This is a genomic window from Sphingobium sp. AP50 (genome assembly GCF_900109095.1).
Taxonomy (GTDB): domain Bacteria; phylum Pseudomonadota; class Alphaproteobacteria; order Sphingomonadales; family Sphingomonadaceae; genus Sphingobium.
Window position 1 is genome coordinate 76615 of record NZ_FNYZ01000011.1, and the last position, 20608, is coordinate 97222.

24 protein-coding genes are annotated in these 20608 nt (G+C 64.0%); 12 read left to right on the top strand and 12 right to left on the bottom strand.

Annotated elements, in window-relative coordinates:
* Positions 1 to 35: 35 nt before the first annotated feature.
* The gene (locus BMY84_RS17420; protein WP_093085061.1) at positions 36 to 404 is read right to left on the bottom strand and encodes a ribonuclease E inhibitor RraB; all 369 of its coding nucleotides are present in this window, start codon (positions 402 to 404) and stop codon (positions 36 to 38) included.
* Positions 401 to 1579 carry a glutamine-hydrolyzing carbamoyl-phosphate synthase small subunit gene (gene carA, locus BMY84_RS17425; protein WP_093085062.1) on the bottom strand — a complete coding sequence of 393 codons (1179 nt, stop codon included), beginning with the start codon at positions 1577 to 1579 and terminating at the stop codon, positions 401 to 403. The genes BMY84_RS17420 and carA overlap by 4 nt, the downstream gene beginning before the upstream one ends.
* A 153-nt stretch (positions 1580 to 1732) precedes the next feature.
* On the opposite strand from carA, the gene BMY84_RS17430 reads away from it, so the two are divergent.
* From BMY84_RS17430 to BMY84_RS17465, 8 genes are all read left to right on the top strand, one after another.
* Positions 1733 to 2185 (top strand): GatB/YqeY domain-containing protein, encoded by a 453-nt coding sequence (locus BMY84_RS17430; RefSeq protein WP_093085064.1) that lies wholly within the window; start codon positions 1733 to 1735, stop codon positions 2183 to 2185.
* A gap of 139 nt (positions 2186 to 2324) precedes the next feature.
* Positions 2325 to 2729 (top strand): GIY-YIG nuclease family protein, encoded by a 405-nt coding sequence (locus BMY84_RS17435; RefSeq protein WP_093085065.1) that lies wholly within the window; start codon positions 2325 to 2327, stop codon positions 2727 to 2729.
* Positions 2726 to 4603, top strand: a complete 1878-nt coding sequence (dnaG, locus tag BMY84_RS17440) for a DNA primase (RefSeq protein WP_093085067.1) — start codon at positions 2726 to 2728, stop codon at positions 4601 to 4603. The genes BMY84_RS17435 and dnaG overlap by 4 nt, the downstream gene beginning before the upstream one ends.
* A 46-nt stretch (positions 4604 to 4649) precedes the next feature.
* Entirely contained in the window at positions 4650 to 6695 is a 2046-nt protein-coding gene (rpoD, locus tag BMY84_RS17445; RefSeq protein ID WP_093085068.1) for an RNA polymerase sigma factor RpoD, read from the top strand.
* A 153-nt stretch (positions 6696 to 6848) separates the two neighbouring features.
* Positions 6849 to 7529, top strand: a complete 681-nt coding sequence (locus BMY84_RS17450) for a DUF6975 family protein (protein ID WP_093085070.1) — start codon at positions 6849 to 6851, stop codon at positions 7527 to 7529.
* Positions 7530 to 7605: 76 nt separating this feature from the next.
* Positions 7606 to 8451, top strand: coding sequence for an AAA family ATPase (locus tag BMY84_RS17455; protein ID WP_093085211.1), 846 nt, complete (start codon positions 7606 to 7608; stop codon positions 8449 to 8451).
* 110 nt (positions 8452 to 8561) lie between these two features.
* Positions 8562 to 8987, top strand: a complete 426-nt coding sequence (locus tag BMY84_RS17460) for a GFA family protein (protein ID WP_093085071.1) — start codon at positions 8562 to 8564, stop codon at positions 8985 to 8987.
* Between the two features lie 93 nt (positions 8988 to 9080).
* Positions 9081 to 10127, top strand: coding sequence for a hypothetical protein (locus tag BMY84_RS17465; protein WP_093085073.1), 1047 nt, complete (start codon positions 9081 to 9083; stop codon positions 10125 to 10127).
* 133 nt (positions 10128 to 10260) lie between these two features.
* On the opposite strand, the gene BMY84_RS30490 is transcribed toward BMY84_RS17465, so the two are convergent.
* Complete coding sequence (locus BMY84_RS30490; protein ID WP_256215270.1) at positions 10261 to 10368, bottom strand: hypothetical protein; 108 nt, start codon at positions 10366 to 10368, stop codon at positions 10261 to 10263.
* Between the two features lie 8 nt (positions 10369 to 10376).
* Here BMY84_RS30490 and BMY84_RS30495 point away from each other — a divergent pair, with 8 nt between their 5' ends.
* Positions 10377 to 10682 (top strand): transposase, encoded by a 306-nt coding sequence (locus BMY84_RS30495; protein ID WP_093085076.1) that lies wholly within the window; start codon positions 10377 to 10379, stop codon positions 10680 to 10682.
* On the opposite strand, the gene BMY84_RS17480 is transcribed toward BMY84_RS30495, so the two are convergent.
* Both BMY84_RS17480 and tnpB read right to left on the bottom strand, forming a co-directional pair.
* Positions 10669 to 12243 carry an IS66 family transposase gene (locus tag BMY84_RS17480; protein WP_093085077.1) on the bottom strand — a complete coding sequence of 525 codons (1575 nt, stop codon included), beginning with the start codon at positions 12241 to 12243 and terminating at the stop codon, positions 10669 to 10671. The genes BMY84_RS30495 and BMY84_RS17480 overlap by 14 nt on opposite strands.
* A 31-nt stretch (positions 12244 to 12274) precedes the next feature.
* Positions 12275 to 12631 (bottom strand): IS66 family insertion sequence element accessory protein TnpB, encoded by a 357-nt coding sequence (gene tnpB, locus BMY84_RS17485; protein ID WP_218146969.1) that lies wholly within the window; start codon positions 12629 to 12631, stop codon positions 12275 to 12277.
* A 229-nt stretch (positions 12632 to 12860) separates the two neighbouring features.
* On the opposite strand from tnpB, the gene BMY84_RS17495 reads away from it, so the two are divergent.
* The 3 genes from BMY84_RS17495 to BMY84_RS17505 all read left to right on the top strand — a co-directional run bounded on the left by BMY84_RS17495 (position 12861) and on the right by BMY84_RS17505 (position 15051).
* The gene (locus BMY84_RS17495) at positions 12861 to 13136 is read left to right on the top strand and encodes a hypothetical protein (RefSeq protein ID WP_143075058.1); all 276 of its coding nucleotides are present in this window, start codon (positions 12861 to 12863) and stop codon (positions 13134 to 13136) included.
* A gap of 305 nt (positions 13137 to 13441) precedes the next feature.
* Positions 13442 to 13807 carry an XRE family transcriptional regulator gene (locus tag BMY84_RS17500; protein WP_256215271.1) on the top strand — a complete coding sequence of 122 codons (366 nt, stop codon included), beginning with the start codon at positions 13442 to 13444 and terminating at the stop codon, positions 13805 to 13807.
* Entirely contained in the window at positions 13804 to 15051 is a 1248-nt protein-coding gene (locus BMY84_RS17505; protein ID WP_093085080.1) for a type II toxin-antitoxin system HipA family toxin, read from the top strand. The genes BMY84_RS17500 and BMY84_RS17505 overlap by 4 nt, the downstream gene beginning before the upstream one ends.
* A 340-nt stretch (positions 15052 to 15391) precedes the next feature.
* Here the strand turns inward: BMY84_RS17505 and BMY84_RS17510 are convergent, their stop codons facing one another.
* From BMY84_RS17510 to gspI, 7 genes are read right to left on the bottom strand one after another with little or no spacing between them, the layout of a single operon-like run.
* On the bottom strand, positions 15392 to 16135 hold the full coding sequence (locus tag BMY84_RS17510; RefSeq protein WP_093085081.1) for a prepilin peptidase: 744 nt from the start codon (positions 16133 to 16135) through the stop codon (positions 15392 to 15394).
* Positions 16132 to 16854, bottom strand: a complete 723-nt coding sequence (gspN, locus tag BMY84_RS17515; protein ID WP_093085083.1) for a type II secretion system protein N — start codon at positions 16852 to 16854, stop codon at positions 16132 to 16134. The genes BMY84_RS17510 and gspN overlap by 4 nt, the downstream gene beginning before the upstream one ends.
* A complete protein-coding gene (gene gspM / locus BMY84_RS17520) occupies positions 16851 to 17339 on the bottom strand; it encodes a type II secretion system protein GspM (RefSeq protein WP_093085084.1) in 489 nt (162 codons plus the stop codon). Before gspM ends, gspN begins: the two co-directional genes overlap by 4 nt.
* Positions 17336 to 18472, bottom strand: coding sequence for a type II secretion system protein GspL (gspL, locus tag BMY84_RS17525; RefSeq protein ID WP_093085086.1), 1137 nt, complete (start codon positions 18470 to 18472; stop codon positions 17336 to 17338). Before gspL ends, gspM begins: the two co-directional genes overlap by 4 nt.
* On the bottom strand, positions 18469 to 19458 hold the full coding sequence (gspK, locus tag BMY84_RS17530; RefSeq protein WP_093085216.1) for a type II secretion system minor pseudopilin GspK: 990 nt from the start codon (positions 19456 to 19458) through the stop codon (positions 18469 to 18471). The genes gspL and gspK overlap by 4 nt, the downstream gene beginning before the upstream one ends.
* Entirely contained in the window at positions 19451 to 20146 is a 696-nt protein-coding gene (gspJ, locus tag BMY84_RS17535; protein WP_093085214.1) for a type II secretion system minor pseudopilin GspJ, read from the bottom strand. The genes gspK and gspJ overlap by 8 nt, the downstream gene beginning before the upstream one ends.
* Positions 20146 to 20589, bottom strand: a complete 444-nt coding sequence (gspI, locus tag BMY84_RS17540) for a type II secretion system minor pseudopilin GspI (RefSeq protein ID WP_256215280.1) — start codon at positions 20587 to 20589, stop codon at positions 20146 to 20148. Before gspI ends, gspJ begins: the two co-directional genes overlap by 1 nt.
* Positions 20590 to 20608 lie beyond the last annotated feature (19 nt).

The window sequence follows — 20608 nt, forward strand, 5'->3', positions numbered from 1 at the left end:
TCACAGCACAAACTCCAAGAAATACCTTGTAAAAATCAATGCACGCCCCCCGCCTGCGCCTCGCATCCCCAGCCGTCATATTCGACGCCGCAGAGGATTTCGATCTGGAGGCATTTCTTGGTCAGCGCACGGATCGATGCTTCATCGACCGGCTGCACGCATTCCAGAAACAGGAACAGGTCGCCATCCTCATCTTCTTCCCGGTCCAGTTCGACAAAGCCGAACTGGCTGGCGAGGATGAGGACGCGCTCGAAATCCTTCTCGCTGCCCCGGAAGCTGACGTCCACGGGCCGCGCGATGCGCGCAACGTCGCCATTGCGCTTCAGGTTGGCGAGAACGTCCTTGTCCGCTTCCCACTCTGCGGCGAGGCGTGCTTCGTCGACGGGGGGCAGGTTCTGGCTCACGCCGCGACCGCACCTTTCAGGCCGGCCACGAACTTGCGGAACAGATAGAAGCTGTCCTGCGGCCCCGGCGAAGCTTCGGGATGATATTGCACCGAAAAGGCACTCTTGTCCGTCAATTCGATGCCGCAATTGCTGCCATCGAACAGCGACACATGGGTCGATCGCGCATTGGCGGGCAGCGTGTCGACATCGACCGCGAAGCCATGGTTCATGCTGGTGATCTCGACCAGACCGTCCGACAGGCGCTTGACCGGATGGTTCGCGCCGCGATGGCCCTGATGCATCTTGATCGTCTTCGCGCCCACGGCCAGACCCAGCAACTGATGGCCAAGGCAAATGCCGAACACGGGAATATCGGCCGCCAGCACGCTCTGGATCACCGGCACCGCATAGTCGCCGGTCGCAGCCGGATCGCCCGGACCGTTGGAAAGGAACACGCCATCGGGGTTCAGCGCCGACACCTGTTCAAAGGTCGCCATCGCGGGCAGCACGGTCACGCGCGCGCCGGCCTGCACCAGATTGCGGAAGATGTTGTTCTTCGCGCCATAATCGATCGCGACGACATGGGGGCGCTCTTCACCCGCCTCATTCAGGCCATAGCCATGGCCCAGCTTCCAAACGCCATCCTTCCACAGGCGGCTTTCTTTGCCCGTGACTTCGATGGCGAGGTCCATACCCTCCAGCCCCGGCCATGCGGCGGCCTTGGCGGCGAGCGCGGCGATATCGAACTTGCCCTCGGGATCATGGGCGATCACGACATTGGGCGCGCCCTTGATGCGGATCAGGCGGGTCAGCGCGCGGGTATCGACCCCGGCCAGACCGATCCGGCCATTCTCACGCATCCACTGGTCGAACGGTTCGACATTGCGGAAATTGCTGGGCGCGGTGACGTCCTGCCGCACGATGCAACCCAGCGCATAGGGGCTGCTCGCCTCCACATCGTCCAGATTGGTGCCGACATTGCCGATATGCGGAAAAGTGAAGTTGATGATCTGCCCGGCATAGCTGGGATCGGTCATGATCTCCTGATAGCCGGTGATCGACGTATTGAAGCAGAGTTCACCCACCGCATCGCCGACCGCACCGAATCCGCGGCCGAACACGGCGCTGCCATCGGCAAAAACCACGACCCCTGTCGCTCCTTTAGGCACAATGAGGGTCTTGGCGTCTGCCATGGTCGCGGTCCTTTATGCTTTTGCGGGAACCCGTCTGCTGCGGGTTAAACGGCCGGTCAGGTAGGCGTGCATCCTCCACAGGTCAACGTCTGTTAAAAATCTCTTTTGCCGCTATATCTGCTCCTTTCCCGAAGAGACAGGATATATTCGCCGATGATTCGCGAGCAGGTAAAGAGCGCCCAGATCGAGTCCATGAAGGGCGGCGACAAGGAACGCCTGGCCGCCGTGCGCCTGATCCTGGCAAAGCTGAAGGACCGCGACATCGAACTGCGCACCGCCTCCACCGTGCCGGACGATGATGCCATCGTGGTGGAAGTGCTCCAGAAGATGGTGAAGCAGCGCCGCGAATCGATCGACATGTTCAAGAGCGGCGGCCGCGACGAACTTGCCGCCAAGGAACAGGCCGAACTGGACGTGATCGAAAGCTTCCTCCCCGCCCAGTTGAGCGAGGAAGAAACCAAGGCCGCGATCGAAGGCATCAAGGCCGAAGTCGGCGCGACCAGCGTCAAGGACATGGGCAAGGTGATGGCCGTGCTGAAGGAACGCCACGGCAGCGTGATCGACATGAGCAAGGCAAGCGGGCTGGTGAAAGCAGCGCTTGTGTGAGTGAAGAAGGGGCAGCGCCACCTGCTCTCCCCCTCCCGCCCGCGGAAAGCCCCCACCGAACCTCCGTTCGTTTCGAGCAAAGTCGAGAAACGACTGGCACGATGCTCGACACGGACGGAAGTTAGGGCATAATCGCCTGATGGCGTTCTGGACCTATATGCTCAAATGTTCAGACGGCCGTTATTACACCGGCCATACCGACAATCTGGACCATCGCATCGGTCAGCACCAATGCGGCCAAGGCAGCCAATTCACCCGCAACCGCCTGCCGGTCACGCTTGTCTGGAGCGAAACTTTCGGCACCTGCATCGAAGCGCTGGAAGCCGAACGCATAATCGGCGGCTGGTCCCGCGCCAAAAAGGAAGCCATGATAGCTGGCAACTGGTCGTTGGTGTCATATCTCGCGAAACCGCCAAAGGAACGGCAGACAAAAGGCCCGTTCGTTTCGAGCGTAGTCGAGAAACGGGAAGAGTGCGCTCGCCGTTTCTCGACTACGCTCGAAACGAACGGATATGGCATGCCTGATCCCGAGCAACCCGCATGACCCTCACTCCCCAATGGCTGGACGAACTGCGCGCGCGCACGTCGCTGTCGACCCTCATCGGCAAGACCGTCAAGGTCACCAAGGCTGGCCGCGAGTACAAGGCCTGCTGCCCCTTCCATAATGAGAAGACGCCCAGCTTCACGATCAATGATGAGAAGGGCTTCTACCACTGCTTCGGCTGCGGCGCGCATGGCGATGCGATCCGCTGGATGACCGATCAGCGCGGCCTGCCCTTCATGGAGGCCGTGAAGGAACTGGCCGCCACCGCTGGCATGGACGTTCCCGCCGCCGATCCCCGTGCCGCAAAGCGCGCCGAACAGGCCAAGGGATTGCACGACGCCATGACCGCGGCCCAGAGCTTCTTCGAGGATCAACTGGGCGGCATCGATGGCGGCGAAGCACGCGCCTATATGCAGAAGCGCGGCATTACCGACGCCACGCGCCGTGCCTTCGGCTTCGGCTATTCCCCGGATTCGCGCGGGAAGCTGAAAACCGCCTTGCGCGACTTTGGCGAGCCGATGCTGGTCGAAACTGGCCTACTTATTGATCCAGACGGGGAACGCGACACCTACGACCGCTTCCGTGGCCGCCTGATGCTCCCCATCCGCGACATTCGCGGCCGGGTGATCGCGTTCGGCGGCCGCATCATCGGCGCTGGCGAACCCAAATATCTGAACTCGCCCGACACGCCGCTCTTCGACAAGGGCCGCACCCTCTACAATATCGACAAAGCCTCCCCCGCCAGCCGCTCGACCGGCCGCGTCATCGTGGTCGAAGGCTATATGGATGTGATCGCCCTCGCCCAGGCCGGCTTTGGCGAAGCGGTCGCCCCGCTCGGCACGGCGCTGACCGAACATCAGATCGAACGCCTCTGGAAGATGGTGGACGTGCCCATCCTCTGCTTCGACGGCGACTCGGCCGGGCAGAAGGCGGCGATCCGTGCCGCCACCCGCGCGCTGCCCCTGCTCCACCCCGGCCACAGCCTCGCCTTCGCGACGCTTCCCACGGGGCAAGACCCGGATGACCTGATCCGCGCGAGCGGACCGCAGGCGATGGAGGCGGTGCTGAACGCCGCCGAACCGCTGATCGAACGCCTCTGGAAGCATGAGATCAGCGCTGCCCCGCTCGACACCCCTGAACAGAAGGCCGCGCTCAAACAGCGGCTTCGCACCATTTCGGACGCGATTGCCCATCCCGACGTACGCGCCCATTACGCCCACGAGTTTCGCGAGCGGTACGACGCCCTCTTCTTCGCCCGGCGCGACTCCGCCCCGCAACAGCGCAGCAGCGGCAACTTCAGCGGCGGCCAGCGCTGGCAACGCGACAAACGCGGCAACTGGAAGGCCCCCATCCCCCCCGCCGGCACCGAAGCGCGTGCCATCGGCGCCAGCGGCATGGAACAGCGCTTGCTGCGCGCAATCCTGGCCGCGCTCCTGCGCCATCCCGAACAGATCGGCCCGCATCGGGAGATGCTGTCGGCCCTGCAAATCGGCGATCCGCTGCTCGCCCAGTTGCTTGCCGCGATGATCTCTGCGTCCTTCCGAAAAGAAACAGTTGAAACGCAGGCCCTCCTTACCATATTGGGGCAAGGTGAGTTGTATAATATGGCCAAGGGAATGCTCCGGGCCGACGCGTTTACACTCACTCCCGACAGGATGACCACCGACCCTGACCGCCTTGCGCGCGATCTGGAGGAGGCCGTTCGGGTGATGGCGCAGGGACCGGAACTGGAAGCAGCTCTGGTGGAAGCGACGAGGCGGTTCGAGAACGACTTCAGCGAGGAAAATTTCGCTGAGCAGCAACGCATCCGCGTGCTGAAAGCCGATCATGATCGCCGCGTCGCGGAACTGGCGCAGTCCGAAGACATTGTTTGATTGAAGCTAGCCCTTTCAACAGGGGCAGCGAAGTTAAGGCGAATAAATGGCGACCAAGGCGAACAGCAAAAATGGTGGTATGGGTGACGGAGAGGATGGCGGCGACGCCCCCCTGCTCGACCTCAACGAAGCCTCCGTCAAGAAGCTGATTTCGCGCGCGAAAAAGCGCGGCTACATCACGGTCGACGAGCTGAACGAGGCTCTTCCCCAGGATCAGATGTCCACCGATCAGATCGAGGACATCATGTCGGCGCTCAACGAAATGGGCGTCAACATCGTCGAGAATGAGGAAGCCGGCGAAGACGGCGACGAACAGCGCGAGCGCGAAGAAGCCGACGATTCCGACGATGATTCGGGCGACGATGATGGCGGCCCCAAGCTCGTCACCGAAAAGAAGAAGGAAACGGTCGATCGCACCGACGATCCCGTTCGCATGTATCTGCGCGAAATGGGCGCAGTGGAACTGCTCAGCCGTGAGGGCGAAATCGCCATCGCCAAGCGGATCGAGGCTGGCCGCGACACGATGATCCTGGGTCTGTGCGAAAGCCCGACCACCTTCAACGCGATCATCGAATGGTCGACCGCCCTCAACAACGGCGAAATGCAGCTGCGCGAGATTCTCGATCTCGACGCCATGCTCTCCAAGGATCCTGCTCCGGAAAATCTGGAGGAAGGCGCCGAGGATGATGATGGCGAGATCAGCGAAAAGACCGCTGGCCCCAGCTTCAAGGAAGAAGAAGAGCCGGAGGAGGAATCCGCCGACGGCGAAGATGAGGACGGTGCGCCCCGCGCCCGCCGCAATGAGGAAGAAGAGGAAGAGGACAACACCCTGTCCCTCGCCCAGATGGAAGAGACGCTCAAGCCGATGGCGCTTGAGAAGTTCGCGACCATCACGGAAATTTTCCGGGCTTTTTCCAAGGCGCAGGAAGCGCGCATGATCGCCATGGCCAATGGCGAAAGCCTGAGCCAGAAGGCCGAAGACAGCTATCATGAACTGCGCGAAAATCTGACTGCCGAGGTCGAGAGCGTCAAATTCCACCAGCAGAAGATCGAATATCTGGTCGATCAGCTCTATGCCTATAACCGGCGCCTGACCGCGCTGGGCGGCCAGATGCTGCGTCTGGCCGAGCGTCACAAGGTCAGCCGCAAGGATTTCCTCGACCGCTATGTGAACCATGAGCTGGACGACGCCTGGCTGGAAAAGGTGCAGGGCCTCGACAAGAAATGGACCGCCTTCGCCGCTGCCGAAGGGCGCGCCGTCGAACGCATCCGTAACGAGATTGGCGAAATCGCCCAGGCGACCGGCATGTCGCTGTCCGAATTCCGCCGCATCGTCAACATGGTGCAGAAGGGCGAGCGCGAAGCGCGTATCGCCAAGAAGGAAATGGTCGAAGCGAACCTGCGCCTCGTCATCTCCATCGCTAAAAAATATACGAACCGTGGCCTGCAATTCCTTGATCTTATTCAGGAAGGTAATATCGGCCTGATGAAGGCGGTGGATAAGTTCGAATATCGCCGCGGCTACAAGTTCAGCACCTATGCTACTTGGTGGATCAGGCAGGCGATCACCCGTTCGATCGCGGATCAGGCGCGGACCATCCGTATCCCGGTCCACATGATCGAAACGATCAACAAGCTGGTCCGCACCAGCCGCCAGTTCCTGCACGAGCAGGGCCGCGAACCGACCCCGGAAGAGATGGCCGAGCGCCTCTCCATGCCGCTGGAGAAGGTGCGCAAGGTGATGAAGATCGCCAAGGAGCCGATCTCCCTCGAAACGCCGATCGGCGACGAGGAAGACAGCCATCTGGGCGACTTCATCGAAGACAAGAATGCGATCATCCCGGTGGATGCCGCCATTCAGGCGAACCTGAAGGAAACGGTCACCCGCGTCCTCGCCTCGCTCACCCCGCGTGAAGAGCGCGTGCTGCGCATGCGTTTCGGCATCGGCATGAACACCGACCACACTCTTGAGGAAGTGGGCCAGCAATTCAGCGTGACCCGCGAACGTATCCGCCAGATCGAAGCGAAGGCGCTGCGCAAGCTCAAGCACCCCAGCCGCTCGCGGAAGATGCGGTCATTCCTCGATCAGTAAAATTAATTTGGATCGGTAAATAGTAATTAACCATCCTTGACGGAAAAGGGCGGCTTTCAGGGTCGCCCTTTCTGATTCCGTAAACCGGACGTTTACTCGAACCAGCCTATTGTCTGGCTTCAGCCGGCGTGCCGGGCAGTACAGGGGTTTGGGATGAGCGAAGCCGCACCGCGATATCAGTTTGGGGACATAGCGCGCATTCTTGAGGCGCTGGTTGCCGCCGATGGAACGGCATCCCATGCCTATGCCAACCGCGCCAGCACCGGCGTATCGCGCGAAACCCTGCTGTCGCTCGCCGATCTGGCCGACGCCGCTTATTATCTCTGCCTGCTGCACGGTCGCCAGCCCGGTGTGATCGACCATGCCGCCACCCGCTCTGCCGACAATGCCGCCCGCCAATGGCTGATTGAAGCGGCCGACGGCTTTGCCCGCGAACGCGCCTATCTTGCTCAGGTAACAGTCGCCGCCGGTCCTGCCCCCAGCACTGCGGGTCAGGCCGATTGCGAAACCGTCGTCAGCCAGCAACGCCACGCGCTCGACATGCTCGCCCAGTCCGACCGGCGCGGCTGCGCCATGGGCGCGGCGATGGCACTGGTGCTCGACTGGCGCGCCGTGCGGCACGTACTCGACATGGCCGCGATCCGCGCTGGCCTGGAACCCCATCCCTGCGCTCTCCCCGAACGCAGCCTCACGCTGGAAGTCGCCCGCTCGATCGGCGGCGACGATGCGATCGACCGCGCCATCCAGTTCGGCGCCCGCCAGCTTCTGAACCAGCATCGCGGCCTGTGGGATTTGCTCGCCGCCCGCGCCGACGTGCGCGCAAAGCAGGGCTGATCGCGCCTTTACCGATTGCACCTGCCCGCCGCATTGCCTAGTCCGGTTGCCATCGACAACCGAATGGGACGGGATGATGCGCTTTGAAGGCACACGGGATTATGTCGCCACCGACGATCTGAAGGTCGCGGTCAACGCCGCCGTGCTGCTGCGCCGCCCCCTGCTGGTCAAGGGAGAACCCGGCACCGGCAAAACCGTCCTCGCCCAGGAAATCGCCAAAGCGCTCGATGCGCCGCTCATCGAATGGAACGTCAAGTCCACGACACGAGCGCATCAGGGCCTCTATGAATATGACGCCGTCGCCCGCCTGCGCGATGGGCAACTGGGCGACGCGCGCGTCCACGACATCGGCAATTACATCCGCAAGGGCAAGCTGTGGGAGGCTTTCACATCCCCCAAACTCCCCGTCCTGCTGATCGATGAGATCGACAAGGCCGATATCGAATTCCCCAACGACCTGTTGCAGGAACTCGATCGCATGGCCTTCCACGTCTATGAAACGGGGGAGACGATCGCGGCGGCCGAACGGCCGGTGGTGGTCATCACGTCGAACAATGAAAAGGAGCTTCCCGACGCCTTCCTGCGCCGTTGCTTCTTCCACTATATCAAATTCCCTGACCGCGAGACGATGCAGGCGATTGTCGACGTCCACTTCCCCGGCATCCAGAAAATACTGGTGAGCAAGGCGATGGAAATTTTCTATGAGATCCGCGACGTCCCCGGCCTCAAGAAAAAGCCCAGCACCTCCGAACTGCTCGACTGGCTGAAGCTGCTGCTGAACGAGGATATGCCGCTCGACATCCTCCAGAACAGCGACCCTACCAAGGCGATCCCGCCGCTCCACGGCGCGCTGCTCAAGAATGAACAGGACATCATGCTCTTCGAACGCCTCGCCTTCATGGCCCGCAGACAGGGACGGTAACATAGCTATTCCCCTCCCGCTCGCGGGAGGGGAAGCGAGACTTACGAGCGCAGCGAGTTAGTCGCAGCGGGGTGGGCCGCCGCCCCGCACACCAACACAAGGATCACCCCATGCCCCACACCGCCGCCCACACCGCTGGATGCCTCTGCGGCGCCGTCCGCATCACCATCGACGCCGATCCCCTCGCCGCCCGCATGTGCTGGTGCCGCCTGTGCCAATATCTGGGCGGCGGATCGGCCACGGTGAATATCTGCTTCCCCAGCGAGCATGTAACCACGACCGGCGAGGTCCGCTGGCATGACAGCGTCGCCGACAGTGGCAATGCCATGAAGCGCGGCTTCTGCCCCAGCTGCGGCACGCCCCTCTTCAGCATGGCCGAATCGCGCCCGCATCTGACCTTCATCCGCGCCGGCGCGCTGGACGATCCTTCGCTGATCGGCCCGCAGGCGGAGATATGGACCGATGCCGCCCCCGCCTGGGCGCATCATGATCCCGACCTGCCCCATTATCCCGCGCAAATCCCGCCGGTCGCCTGAAATTCTCCCTTGCGCGCTGCGGTTTAGTCTGTAGCCTCCCTGTCATAGTTCAAGGCCGCGCCAAGACGGTCTGGATCTGGAGAGGGATGCTGAATGCCAAAGCGCGCCCAAATTATCATTTCTGCCCTTCTGGCGCCGATGAGCCTGTGCCTGGCCGTCCCGGCGCACGCGACCGATGACGCCGAAGCCTGGACGCCCAGCGATAGCGCGATCCGCGCGACCGCTGCGGGGATCAGCCTGCCCCAGACCGTCGCCGGCCTGTCCCTCGCCAAGAGCGGCGAAGCCTCCAATGGCGGCCGCGCGGTCGACAATTATGCTCAATATCTGTCGGAAGACGGGGTCATTCAGGCGACTCTCTATGTCTATATGCCAACCTATGCCGACGCCTCTCTCGCCGCCTATATGACCGACAAGGCGGTGATGGAGCGGTTCGGCAACCAGACCCGCCGCACCGCCTATGCCAGCGCCCCTGCCGCTGGACAGGCGGGTCGCGCCATTCGCGCCGTATATGATCATGCCGCAGACGGCGCACTCACGACGGCGGCGGGCTTCGTCCATGCCGGGCGCTGGATCGTCAAGATCCGCATCACCGGCCCCACCGAACGGCGCGCCGAAGTCCTCTCCGGGCTGGATGGCATGCTGACCGGGCTGACCTTCGACGACCCCGCCAGCCTGCACGCCACCACCCCCGCCAGCTTCGCCGCCTGCCCGGTCGCCGACGCCACCGACGCCCGCCTGACCCCGCCAAAGGTCGGGGAGGAAGCCATCCCCGCCGAAGTCCGCATCCCGCGCGACGGCAAGGATGCGCTCTGCATCCGGGGCGCCGTAACCACCGCAGACGGCAGCTATGACATGCTCCAGCAGGCCGGCCGCAGCGACGGCGCGATCATCGTACCGGTCGACGACAGCGGCACCGTACTGGCCTTCGATCCCGCAACGCAGGGCGAAGGCTATAAGCTGTCGATCCACATGGTCGGCCAGACCGACCTCTATGGCGTCTATGATAAAGTGCCGACCCCGCATCAGGTCGCCGCAATCCTGGACGGCAAGGACACGCAAACGGCCGAAGCGCAAGCCACCGCCACCTATGCCGCCAATGGCGACGTGACAGTCAGTCGTTTCACCTCCGCCGCCCACTGACCGCTTCCTTCCACGGCGCGCCCATTCACGACACCGTTTGCGTTCGTGGACTTCCTTTTTTGGAAGGAAGTTCTGAAGCGATTTCGTCGAAGAAGATAGTAGCCTCTAGCAGCGACCGGCCGATATCGCTCGCTTAGACGGCCACGTCGGCCTTAATGGCTGAGTACGGATCATATCCTTCAACTTCGAAGTCATCAATGCTGTACCCATCAATGCTGTCCGGCCGTCGGACGAGTCGCATTTTCGGGAATGGTCGGGGCTGTCGCGTCAATTGTTCCCGAACTTGGTCGAGAGGCCAGCGACTACAAGGGCGCTGCCCTGCTGGTCGATACCCTGCCGCCCACCGACGCCATGCTGGCCGACCGGGGATACGACACCGACTGGTTCCGCAACGCGCTCACCGCACGCGGCATCTCCCCCTGCATCCCCTCAAAACGCAACCGCAGGATCGCCATACCCCACGACCGCATCCTCTATCGCCAGCGGCATCGCATCGAGAATATGTTCGGAAGGCTCAAGGACTGGCGGGCAAGCGGTGTTTTCAGGCCACGTTGATCCAGGGCATGAGCTCATGAACACGATTGGCCTGATGGCCGTTGGCGAGCGCGGTCAGCGTCTGGTTCAGCCAGTCATGCGGATTGATGCCGCCCAGCTTGCAGTTTTCGATGAGCGTGGCGATGACCGCCCAGTTATCGCCGCCCTCGTCGGAGCCGGCAAAGAGGGCATTCTTTCGATTCAAAGCCAGGGGGCGGATTGATCGCTCGACAGTGTTGGTGTCGAGTTCGATCCGACCATCGTCGATGAAGCGAACGAGGCCGTCCCAGCGGGTCGTCGCATAGCGGATGGCTTCGGCCAACTTGCTCTTGGCGCTGATCTGGCGGAGCCGGGCGTCCAGATAGAGCCTGAGATCCTCGACGATGAAGCGGCTGCATTCGGCGCGCTGGATGCGGCGTTGCTCCGCGGCACAGCCGCGCACCTCATCCTCGATGGCATAGAGCATGGCGATCCGACGCAGGATCTCGGTCGCGACCGGGGAACTGGCGGCTAGATCATAGAATTTGCGCCGAACATGGGACCAGCAGAAGGCGAGGCTGAGTTGCTGCCCGCGGCGCTTGGCGAGCGCTGTATAGCCGCCATAGCCGTCGACCTGCAGGATGCCTGCAAAATCTCCAAGGTGGATGTCGGGCCGCTCGGCCTTGTGATCTGCCGCATAGACATAGGCGACCATCGGCGGACCTACGCCACCCCATGGCCGATCGTTGCGGGCATAGGCCCATAGCTGGCCGGTCTTCGTCTTTCCGCGCCCCGGGTCAAGCACCGGCGCAGTAGTCTCGTCGGCAAACAGTCGTTCGGATCGGCGCAACTCTTCCAGCGTCCGGTCCCGCAATGGCCGCAGATACCATGCTGCCCGACCGACCCAGTCCGCCAGGGTGGAGCGATCGAGCTTGATATCCTGCCGGGCATAGATCTGAGCTTGCCGGTATAGCGGAACATGATCGGCATACTTGGATACCAGCACCTGGGCGATCAGCGCTTCGGTCGGAATCCCGCCTTCGACTATCCGCGCCGGAGCGGGGACCTGGACGATCGCACCTTCACAGGAGCGACAGCCATAGCGCGGGCGGCGCGTCACCAGTACGCGGAAGGTGATAGGAACGACGTCTAGCCGCTCGGCGACGTCTTCACCGATCTGATGAAGCGGACCGCTGCAGCAGGGACAAGACTTGTCTTCGATATCGACAATCTGCTCGATCCGCTCGAGGTGCGCGGGTAGCGAGCCGCGGTTAGTCTTGCGGGGCTGGTCGCTGCGAGACCGCGGTGTGACAGCCTCTCTGGCAGCACGGGCATGCCCAAGAGCGATCTCGAGATCTTCCAGTCCCAACTGCAGCTGATCGGCATCGAGCTGCTCGGACCGGCTGCCGAAACGGTGCCACATGAAGGCGTCGATGATCGACTGAAGACGCTCGATCTCGGCGTCTGCCTCGCCCTTGGCAACGCCCAGTTCTGTCAGCCTGGCCTCAGATTCTGCCCGCTCCTCCACCAACATCCGGGACTGCTCCAGAACGAGCGCGCGGAGCGCGTCGATATCGTCAGGCAGATCCGCTTGCGTCAGCATAGAAAGAGTGAATCAGTAGGGCAAAGCCCCGTCAACCGGCAATCTGCGGGGCCTGCGGCCGACGGCCGCCATGGACCCGGCGCCAGTCCAATCCTTCCAGAAGCGCGCCGAGTTGCGCGGCGGAAAGGCGCATCACGCCGTCCTGAATGCCGGGCCACTTGAAGCCGCCTTGCTCCAGGCGCTTCGCCATCAGGCACAGTCCTGTGCCGTCCCACCAGATCAGCTTGATCCGGTCGGCACGCTTGGCCCGAAAAACATAGATCACACCGGAAAATGCATCGCCGCCATAATCGGCGCTCACCAGCGCCGCCAGGGCATCGAGCCCTTTGCGAAAATCCACCGGGCGTGTCGCCACCATGACCCGCGTGCCCGGACCGATCCCGAGCACGGCTTTACCTGCAACGCCTGGATCACCGCCGCCACCAGATCGGCCTTAGCCGTACGTCCAATCCGAACGACGGCGCCTCCTACCTCAACCTCTATTGCGACATCGCCCGACAATGGCTTGGGGCTATCGGCCATGACCGACACAAACATCGGTTCCGCATGGCTGGTGACTTGACCCGCTTCCAAGGCATATGCGCCTCCTCGATCACCGAGCGCGTGGACCGCGCTCGGTGATCGGACGCTTCGCGGTACATATGCTCCTCGATCTGACGGCCACGGGCGAGCAGGCGATCCTTCACGCTGGCCTCTGCCGCCCACTGGAGCGCTGCCTCTCCGCGCATGCCCTCCTGCAATGCATCGATCGCATTATTCACGAGCCCGTGTTCCATGGTCGAAGCGCAGCCCCGATGAAGCGCGTTGAGATCAGCCATTGGCAGATCATGAAAGAGGCCCGGTTCGTCCGGGCCGATGATCAGCGCCGTCACTCTGCGCACAAGGCTGGCTGACAATCGCGCTCGGTGGCCCGCTGCAGCGCCTCAGAAACTTCAGGGATCGAGAACGACGGCAGATAGGCACACTTGGCAGCCCGATTCCACTTCGGTGACATCGGCAACGAACGGTATGGACCATCGCTCATGGGAAGCCCTCCTGTCAGCTTAAATGATAGTCATTCCTGACATTGTTAACTCTCATCGGATGGAAACCTGTCATCGAGGAGCGATTTGCATGGTGGTGCCCATTCATCTTTTTCGTAACACGACGCGCATCTGCCTCAGTGAAATCAAATACGAGGAAAAGAAATCGTCCCTATGTGGACATTATTATTGCGATTTCGGCGCATTTCGTCCATATAAGGACCATGCTGGAGACCCCACTCGAACTAGCCACACTGATAGGGCAACGGATCAAACGTCGCCGGCTCGACATGGATATGACCCAAGCTGATGCAGCAGCGCGCGCCGGCATCGCGTATCGGACGTGGCGTCGCCTCGAAGCCGAGGGCAAGGCCTCGATCGAGGATCTCGTTCGCGCTGCGGTTGCGTTGCGCTGCGAGCAGGATCTTGTCGGCCTTTTTCCCGCGCCGTCGGCGACATCGATGGACGCGCTGCTTGAGCAGCAGAAGGCGGCCGCCAAGCCGAAGCCGCGCATGCGCGCACCGGCATCGCGGGCGTCATGAAACTCGCGCCCGGCACGCCCCTCGAAATTGGCCTGATGCTCGACGAAGGCGAGGCCGCGGATACCGTGGGCCGTCTCGCGATGGCGGATGGACTGGCGCAGGTCGAATGGTCGACGGCTGTCGTCGATCAGCGGCGGCGGATCGACCCGCTGCTTTATCCCCCGGAACCCGGTCTCCACGCAGCACGCGGGCGCAATTTTGACGGTCTTCATGGCTTCCTGGCTGACAGCCTGCCCGACGCGTGGGGCCAGATGCTGATGAAGCGGAGGCTAGAAAAGTTGGGCGTCCGTATCGATACGCTCAGCCCGGTCGAGCGGCTCGCCCTTGTCGGCCGAACAGGGCGCGGCGCGCTGGTCTATGAACCGGCGACGACCCCGACCGAGGATGTCGGCACGATCGATCTAGACGCGCTGGCCGAGGAGTCGCGTGTGCTGCTGCTCGGCAACGATCCAGCGCAGATCGACACGCTTGCCCGTCTCGGCGGCGCATCTGGCGGTGCAAGGCCCAAGATCCATCTGGGCATCGCGCCGGACGGGGCGCTGAGTGGTGAAGGCGACACTGGCCACGAAGACTGGATCGTCAAGTTTCGCGCTACCGTCGACCCCATCGACATCGGCCCGGTTGAAGAGGCCTATGCTCGCATGGCACGCGCCGCTGGCATCGATATGGCTGCATCCCGGTTGCTCTCGGCGCAGACCGGGCCAGGCTATTTCGCGACGCGCAGGTTCGACCGGCCGGCGCCGGGCCGACGCCTCCACATGATTTCGTTGGCCGGTGCGCTGGAAGCCCGCGCCGACATGCCGTCGATCGACTATGACATGTTCCTTCGCGCGACGATGGCGATCACCCGCCATGCCGCCGACGTAGAGGAAGCCTTCCGCCGCATGGTGTTCAACATCCTTGCGCACAATCGCGATGACCATACGCGCCAGCACAGCTTCCTGCAGGATGCGGTCGGCGAGTGGCGCCTCGCTCCGGCTTATGACCTGACCTTCTCCAACGGACCGAGCGGCGAGCATTACCTCGCGGTAGAGGGCGAAGGGCGAGCGCCGACGCGCGCACAGGTGATGACGCTGGGACGACGGCACGGCCTGTCCGACCGGGCGATTGCGTCGATCATTGACGAAGTACGAGCCTCGCTCAGCGATTGGCCCCGGATCGCAGCGGAGGCAGGGGCAACGGTGTCGGTCGCCGAGATCGCCGAGCGCCATGCCGAAGTGGCAACCCATTTCGGTGATCGATAACGCTCCCCGCCATCGATCATTCTGACCGCAAACCGTGATTTATAGCGGTCCGGGATCGAATAGGGGGTCTGCCGCTGCACACGGTCACCGGAACCCAAACCGGGACACGGTTCGGTGCAGTCGGCGCTGCCCGTTCGGCGCCACCCGCAAGCGCTCGTATTCGCATAACTTATAGCGCGACGCGAGTGTCACCCGCGGGCCATGGCTGGCCTGTTTCAGGATGACACTTGATCAACGCACACAACCCACACACAAGGGCTTCGCGATCCCGCAAAAACCGCGAATTTCCGTCGGTCGAAGGGGCAGGTATTTCGGTCTCGAATCCTGTCTCCCCGACCACTCACTTCATTAACGACGTAGCGACCAGCCAGGCCGGTATTGCCGCAAGGGCTAGGAATGTTCCCAGCGGCACGCGTGCGGTACGGTCCTTTGCGCGGCCGATGGCCAGCATGATTCCCAACCCCATCACTGATGCGATCAGCAGCAGGAAGGGCAGCGCATGCCAGCCGAACCAGGCGCCCAGCGCGCCGAGCAGCTTCGCATCGCCCAACCCCAGCCCCTCGCGCCCGCGCAAGGCTCTATAACCCAGCGCGAGGCCCAGCAGTGCGCCATAGCCGACCGCTGCTCCAATGACGCGATCCGTCAGCGCAACATCCGTCGCCCACAGGCCGATCGTGAAGCCAAGAAAAGCGAGCGGCAGGGTCAAGGCATCGGGCAACCAGAAATGGCGCCAGTCCAGCACCGCCAGCGTCAGCAGCAGCCAGCCCAGCAATGCCCAGCCGATCCCGCCCAGATCGGGCCGGAAACCGATCGCCAAAGCGCCGATGATCGCGCAGCCCGCCTCCACCCGGCCATGCAGCGGATCGATCGCCGCGCCACAGGTGCGGCAGCGCCCCTTGCTCAGCATCGCACTCAGCATCGGGATCAGGTCGCGCGCCGTCAAAGTGCGGCCACAGCCATCGCAGGCGGATCGACCGCGCATCACGCCCCTGCCCTGCGGCCAGCGCAGGATCAGGGTCGCCAGAAAGCTGCCGAGGATCGCGCCCGCCAGCGCGCCGATCAGCGCCGGAATCGGCTGGATCACAGCGTCCCTTCGACCTTCAATATCTGCGCATTACCGGCCGGCGCGAACCCGGCCTGTCCCAACAGGCTGGCCAGCGAAGCATCAGCGGTTTCGATCCGCATCTCCGCGACATAGCGGCCAGAGCGCCAGATCCGCAGACTGACCTTCTCCAGCCCCGACTGGCTGACCAGCGGCAGCAGCAGCGCGTCCCCGTCACAGGCTACCGTACCCGAAAGACCCTGGCTCAGGTTCAATCCCGGAAACTGCCCGGCCATCCGCGCCCGCACCCGCCCTTCGGCATGGCCGCAGCGATCACCGCTGAAATAGGCGCTGACATCCTCCAGCATCAGGCTGCCCACAGGTAATGGCGCGAAGGTCCGGCCCAGCGGCACCGCGCCGGTCACGTCATCCACGCCAATGCGCCCAAAGCCGACCGTCAAAGCCCCTTTCACATCGTCGGGCAGCCCCTTGGTCCGGGCGATGTCGAAGCGCGCACGCCCCATCAGCAGTGATATGGGGGACAGGCCCGCCCGCACGCTGCCCAGCGGCATATTGCCCAGCATCAATTGATCGATCCGCCCGCTCCACACCGTGCCCCGCACTTCCCGTGCCGCAACGCCAATCCGCTCCAGCCCGGCCAGCCCCAGCGCGACCCGCATCGGCAGGAAGATCAGCAGGCCCAGCAGCAGCGCGACGATCAGCACGATCCGCATCCGCCGTGACAGGATAAGGCCCATCATTGCCCCTCTCCCCGCACCAGCACGGCCTGCACAGACACGCTGCCCGCCGTCGGCGATGGCCGCGCGCTCATAGTGTCAACCCGCACGCCCTGCGCCTCCAGCCCGGCCAGCCAGGAGAAGAGCGCGACCGGCCGTACCGATGCGATGGCGATTTCCATCCGGTCATTGCCCTGCGCCTGCGCCCGCTCCAGCGTCAGCCCGGCCTCGCCCGCGCCCTGCCCGACAAATTGGTCCAGCGGCACGGCCGGACCGGTCGAGGCAGGCGTGCGGGGCAGCGTCTTCAATTGCTTCACTGCCGCGCGCACGGCGGCATTGCGATCGGTCGCCTCCAGCAACGTCTCCCGCGCGCCGCGCTGCGCCCGGTCAAGCGGCGCGGCCACGCCGAACCAGAGGAAGGTCGCCGCCAGCAGCGCGACCATCACCCCCAGCATCCATTGCTCGCGGGCCGATCGCTCGCCCCAATATGCTGCTATCCGTTCCATCATGACCGCACCGTTATGTCCGCCAGCGTCCGCCCGCCCGGATCCTGGGAGGGAGTCGCCGTAATCGTGTAGCCCGCCGCCTGGATCGCCAGCAGGACCATGTTGATGTCTTCCGCCTTGGCCGCGGCCAGCGTCGCCCGGATCATCCCGTCCGGATCACGCGACAGGCTGGTCAGCGCCACGCCCGGCGCATCCTGCACCGCCGCCAGCAGCCCGGCGACGGGCGCGGTAAAGGCGCGTCCACCCGCACCCCGCGCGGCAAGACGCCCCTCCAGTTCCACCTGCGCCTGCGCGGCATCACTGGCACCGGGCAGCACCTGCTGCGCCAGCGCCACGCTCTCCCGGTCCAGCCGGCTCGCCGCCATATGCTGCTTCACGATGCCGACCAGAACAGCGGCAAGGCAAAGCAACAGGATCAGCCCGCTCCACAGGATGATGCGCCCCAACGCCTGCTTGTCGACGGCGCGCCGTACCCGCTTGGCAAAATCGCCCTGCCGCAAATCGATCGGCGGCGCATTCAGCGCAGCGATGGCCCGCCCTTCGATCACGCCCGCCGCGATATCGGCGATCGGTGCGTCGCCGATCAGTGCGGGCAGCGCCATATCGGCCGTCAGCGCCATGTCCACGCCGCGCAGCACCATCTCGTCGGCGATCCGACCGCGCACGAAACCGCTCTCCGGCTCCGGTAACAGCAAAGGCGCGGGCACGATGATATCCGGGTCCAGCCCATGATGCTGCGCCCAGAGCAGCCAATGCTGCATGTCGGCGCGACTGGCCACGGCCACGATATGCGGCAGGGCCGGATCGTCATTGGCATCGGTCGCGGCGAACAACTGGTCGGCCGACAACAGGCTGGCGGTCAGCGCCGTCAGCCGCGCCGCCGCCCGCCCCTGCCGCACCGGCAGGTCGGGATGGGCGATCCAGTGCAGCGTCACCAGCGCTGCCGGCGGCACCAGCAGCACCCGCGCCTTGTCCGGCAGCGCTGCGATACCACAGGCTGACAGCCAGTTGACGCCCTCGCCCGACTGCACCAGCGCCCCATCGATCACGCGCATCCAGCGCACCGGCGCCTCGGCCGCTTCGGCCGCTTCGGCCGCTTCGGGCAGCATCAGGATCAGGGCATCGCGACTGCTCATGCCTCACCACCCCAGCTACGCCGCACCAGCCTGGCCGGGCTTTCCCGCGCATCGATCAGCGCGCGCTCCACCAGTTGCGTTCCCCCGACTTCCACCGACACAGTCACTCCGAAAAATCCCGTCTTCAACTTCACCTGCTCTGCCACCTCGGTCGCGGGCGACAGGCCCGCCAGCGAAGGCAAAGCCCAGAATTGCACCGTACTGCCGTAGCCGTCCGCCGGTCGCTGCGCCAGCAATTGCCGCGCCCGCGCCACCGACAATTGCCCCGGCAGCAGCATCGCGAACAAGGGCGCCTGACCCGGCAGCAGCGTATTGATGTTGATCGGCGACAAATCCGTGACCGGCAAGGTGCATATCCACGGCTTCACCAGATCATAGATGGCGGGCGTCACCCCAGCCACCGCCCGCAATTCGCTGGGGTCCACCATCATCCGATTGGGCGTGCGATAGGGCCGCGCATATTGGGCATAGCTGTCATCCTCGGCCCCGCCGGGCTGCGGCACGCTGTCGCTGTCGATCCAGTCGGCCAGCGCGACGGAAACGCCCTGCGCCTGCCGCGTCTGCACGCCCAGCGCTTCCAGCAGAGCCTGAAACTGCGTCACGCCGATCGGCCGGACCTTCAGCGCCGCCTCGCTCTGTCCGCTGACCACGCTGTTGAGATTGAAGCAATTACCACCATCCGTGACCCGCGCGGTGGCCATGCCACCCGGCACCGGCACCGCCTGCGGCGTGCCCAGCCAGTTGCCCGCCAGCGTGATCTTGACCGGATTGCCGGCGGTCAGATCACCGATGCGCAGCCGCGCCATCTCCGTCCCGGCGTCGGCATAGGCGCGCGCCTGATCGACCGCGCCGCCATTGCCGGTCATCCGCGTCGCCAGCGCCACCCGCTCCAGCGCGGTCGCGGCGACCACCGCCATCACCGCCACCAGCAGCAAGACGGTCAGCAGCGCCGCGCCCCGTTCTTTCTCATTGCGGGGATCAGGCACCGGTCGCACCCTCCAGCTTTTCCTGCGGGCCCGGCGCCACCAGAAAGCGCATCGTCACCGGCGGCTCGCCCGTGCGCGTGACGGTCATTTCCACGGCCAGCGGAATCAGGTCGGGCTGTGACGGCGTCCATTCCTCCTGCCATTTGCCCCGTACATCGCGGAAACGCAGCTTCACCGCCTCGACATTGTCCAGCAGCGCCGCCGGATCATCGCCTGCCGCCCCATCCAGTTCGGCATAGGTCCGCCGTTCCAGCCGCCCCTGCCGCACCCAATATTCGACCTTTTGCAGCGATGGCCGCGGCAAATCGCCCAGATTGTCCCAGCCGCCCCGCACGAACTGCATCACCGGCTGGCCTTCGCCATCGTCATGCGCCCAGAAGGCCGGCGCATTGGTGCCGGCCTCGGTCCGCGTGATGCGCGGCACCGCCTGCCCCAGATCGCCCGCCAATGCTCCGCCCGCCCGCTGCACCGCCGCCAGATCATCCAGCCGCGCCTTGATCTGCGCCTGCGCGGAAACGCTGTTGCCCAGCAGCAGGACGCCCGCAGCCGCCAGCATTGCGAAGATCATAAGCGCGACGAGCAGTTCTATGAGTGTAAAACCTTGCTCGGTGGGACGACCTTCGCCTCTTTCAACCCCCTCCCCTTCAGGGGAGGGGGTTGGAGGTTTCACTTTGGTCAGGCGGACCATCATTCCACCACCCGCATGAAACTCAGCACCACTGGCGACGCGCCCGGCTGACCGTCAACGGTCAGATCGACCTGCAACAGGCGCTTGTCCTCCATCGCCTTGACGCTGCGGCTCCAGTGCCAGCGCCGCCCGCCATTTTCGACGTCGCCATCCTCCTGTCCGACCGAAGGGGCCACAGGATCGCTCTGCACCTCAACCATCAGGTTCCGCGCCACGATCTGGCCCAGCGCCTTGCTGTCGAGATCGGCCGCAGTCCGCAACGTCACCCCCTGCAACCGCATCAGCGCCAACGCGGCCAGACTGAACACCGCCAGAGCGACCAGCATTTCGAGAAGCGTGAAGCCCTGTTGGGCGGAACGATCAAAAGGCCTGAAGCCGCGCTCGTTGGCACCACACCGTGCTCCTGCGAAAGCAGGAGCCCAGGGCCTCCAGGTCCGGCGCACGCCACCCTGGGTTCCTGCT

Excerpts from the sequence above, each read along its gene's own strand:
- BMY84_RS30490 (WP_256215270.1), bottom strand. The coding sequence starts at position 10,368 with ATGCGACTCGTCCGACGGCCGGACAGCATTGATGGGTACAGCATTGAT.
- carA (WP_093085062.1), bottom strand. The coding sequence starts at position 1,579 with ATGGCAGACGCCAAGACCCTCATTGTGCCTAAAGGAGCGACAGGGGTC.
- BMY84_RS17450 (WP_093085070.1), top strand. The coding sequence starts at position 6,849 with ATGAGCGAAGCCGCACCGCGATATCAGTTTGGGGACATAGCGCGCATT.
- BMY84_RS17465 (WP_093085073.1), top strand. The coding sequence starts at position 9,081 with ATGCCAAAGCGCGCCCAAATTATCATTTCTGCCCTTCTGGCGCCGATG.
- BMY84_RS30495 (WP_093085076.1), top strand. The coding sequence starts at position 10,377 with ATGGTCGGGGCTGTCGCGTCAATTGTTCCCGAACTTGGTCGAGAGGCC.
- BMY84_RS17430 (WP_093085064.1), top strand. The coding sequence starts at position 1,733 with ATGATTCGCGAGCAGGTAAAGAGCGCCCAGATCGAGTCCATGAAGGGC.
- gspJ (WP_093085214.1), bottom strand. The coding sequence starts at position 20,146 with ATGGTCCGCCTGACCAAAGTGAAACCTCCAACCCCCTCCCCTGAAGGG.
- rpoD (WP_093085068.1), top strand. The coding sequence starts at position 4,650 with ATGGCGACCAAGGCGAACAGCAAAAATGGTGGTATGGGTGACGGAGAG.
- BMY84_RS17435 (WP_093085065.1), top strand. The coding sequence starts at position 2,325 with ATGGCGTTCTGGACCTATATGCTCAAATGTTCAGACGGCCGTTATTAC.
- BMY84_RS17455 (WP_093085211.1), top strand. The coding sequence starts at position 7,606 with ATGCGCTTTGAAGGCACACGGGATTATGTCGCCACCGACGATCTGAAG.
- BMY84_RS17460 (WP_093085071.1), top strand. The coding sequence starts at position 8,562 with ATGCCCCACACCGCCGCCCACACCGCTGGATGCCTCTGCGGCGCCGTC.
- BMY84_RS17480 (WP_093085077.1), bottom strand. The coding sequence starts at position 12,243 with ATGCTGACGCAAGCGGATCTGCCTGACGATATCGACGCGCTCCGCGCG.
- gspL (WP_093085086.1), bottom strand. The coding sequence starts at position 18,472 with ATGAGCAGTCGCGATGCCCTGATCCTGATGCTGCCCGAAGCGGCCGAA.
- dnaG (WP_093085067.1), top strand. The coding sequence starts at position 2,726 with ATGACCCTCACTCCCCAATGGCTGGACGAACTGCGCGCGCGCACGTCG.
- gspM (WP_093085084.1), bottom strand. The coding sequence starts at position 17,339 with ATGATGGAACGGATAGCAGCATATTGGGGCGAGCGATCGGCCCGCGAG.
- gspN (WP_093085083.1), bottom strand. The coding sequence starts at position 16,854 with ATGATGGGCCTTATCCTGTCACGGCGGATGCGGATCGTGCTGATCGTC.
- BMY84_RS17505 (WP_093085080.1), top strand. The coding sequence starts at position 13,804 with ATGAAACTCGCGCCCGGCACGCCCCTCGAAATTGGCCTGATGCTCGAC.